Source organism: Streptomyces sp. WM6378, from assembly GCF_001279695.1.
In the GTDB taxonomy this organism is placed as follows: domain Bacteria; phylum Actinomycetota; class Actinomycetes; order Streptomycetales; family Streptomycetaceae; genus Streptomyces.
In genome coordinates this window covers 1-954 of the sequence record NZ_LGDD01000147.1, presented here as the reverse complement: position 1 = coordinate 954, position 954 = coordinate 1, and the positions used below count along the sequence as shown (strand labels likewise).

General features: G+C 69.7%; 1 protein-coding gene. It reads right to left on the bottom strand.

Going from position 1 to position 954, the window contains the following annotated elements:
- A partial coding sequence (locus ADK54_RS14765; RefSeq protein WP_234392071.1) for a thiamine pyrophosphate-dependent enzyme occupies positions 1 to 954 on the bottom strand: 954 nt, incomplete at both ends.

Genomic DNA, 954 nt, shown 5'->3' with positions numbered 1-954 from the left:
CGCGCAGGTGGTCAGTTCCTGATTGGTCATCTGGAAGCAGCCGTCACCGTCGATCGCCCAGACCATGCGGTCCGGCCGGCCGGCCTTGGCACCCATGGCGGCCGGGACCGCGTAGCCCATCGTTCCGGCACCGCCCGAGTTCAGCCACGTGGCAGGTTGCTCGTAGTTGATGAAGTGGGCGGCCCACATCTGGTGCTGGCCGACACCGGCCGCATAGATCGTGTCCGCATCCGCCAGCTCGCCGATGCGCTGGATCACGCGCTGCGGGGACAGCGTGCCGTCGTTCGGCTCGTCGTAGCCCAGCGGGTACGTCTCGCGCCAGCGGTTGAGGTCCTTCCACCAGGCGGTGTAGTCGCCCTTGTGGCCCTCGGAGTACTCGGCCTGGACGGCCTGGACCAGATCGGCGATGACCTCGCGGGCATCGCCCACGATCGGGACGTCGACCTCGCGGTTCTTGCCGATCTCGGCCGGGTCGATGTCCGCGTGGATGACCTTGGCGAACGGCGCGAAACTGTCCAGCTTGCCGGTGACGCGGTCGTCGAAGCGGGTGCCCAGCGCGATGAGCAGGTCCGACTTCTGCAGAGCGGTGACGGCGGTGACCGCACCGTGCATGCCGGGCATTCCCACGTGCAGCGGGTGGCTGTCGGGGAACGCGCCGAGCGCCATCAGGGTGGTGGTGACGGGCGCTCCGGTGAGCTCCGCGAGGACCTTCAGCTCGGCGGTCGCACCGGCCTTCAGGACGCCGCCGCCGACGTACAGGACCGGGCGCTTGGCCGCCACGATCAGCTTGGCGGCCTCGCGGATCTGCTTCGCGTGCGGCTTGGTGACCGGCCGGTAGCCCGGCAGGTCGGTCTGCGGCGGCCACGAGAACGTGGTCTGCGCCTGCAACGCGTCCTTGGCGATGTCCACCAGGACCGGGCCCGGACGGCCGGTCGAAGCGATGTGGAACGCCTC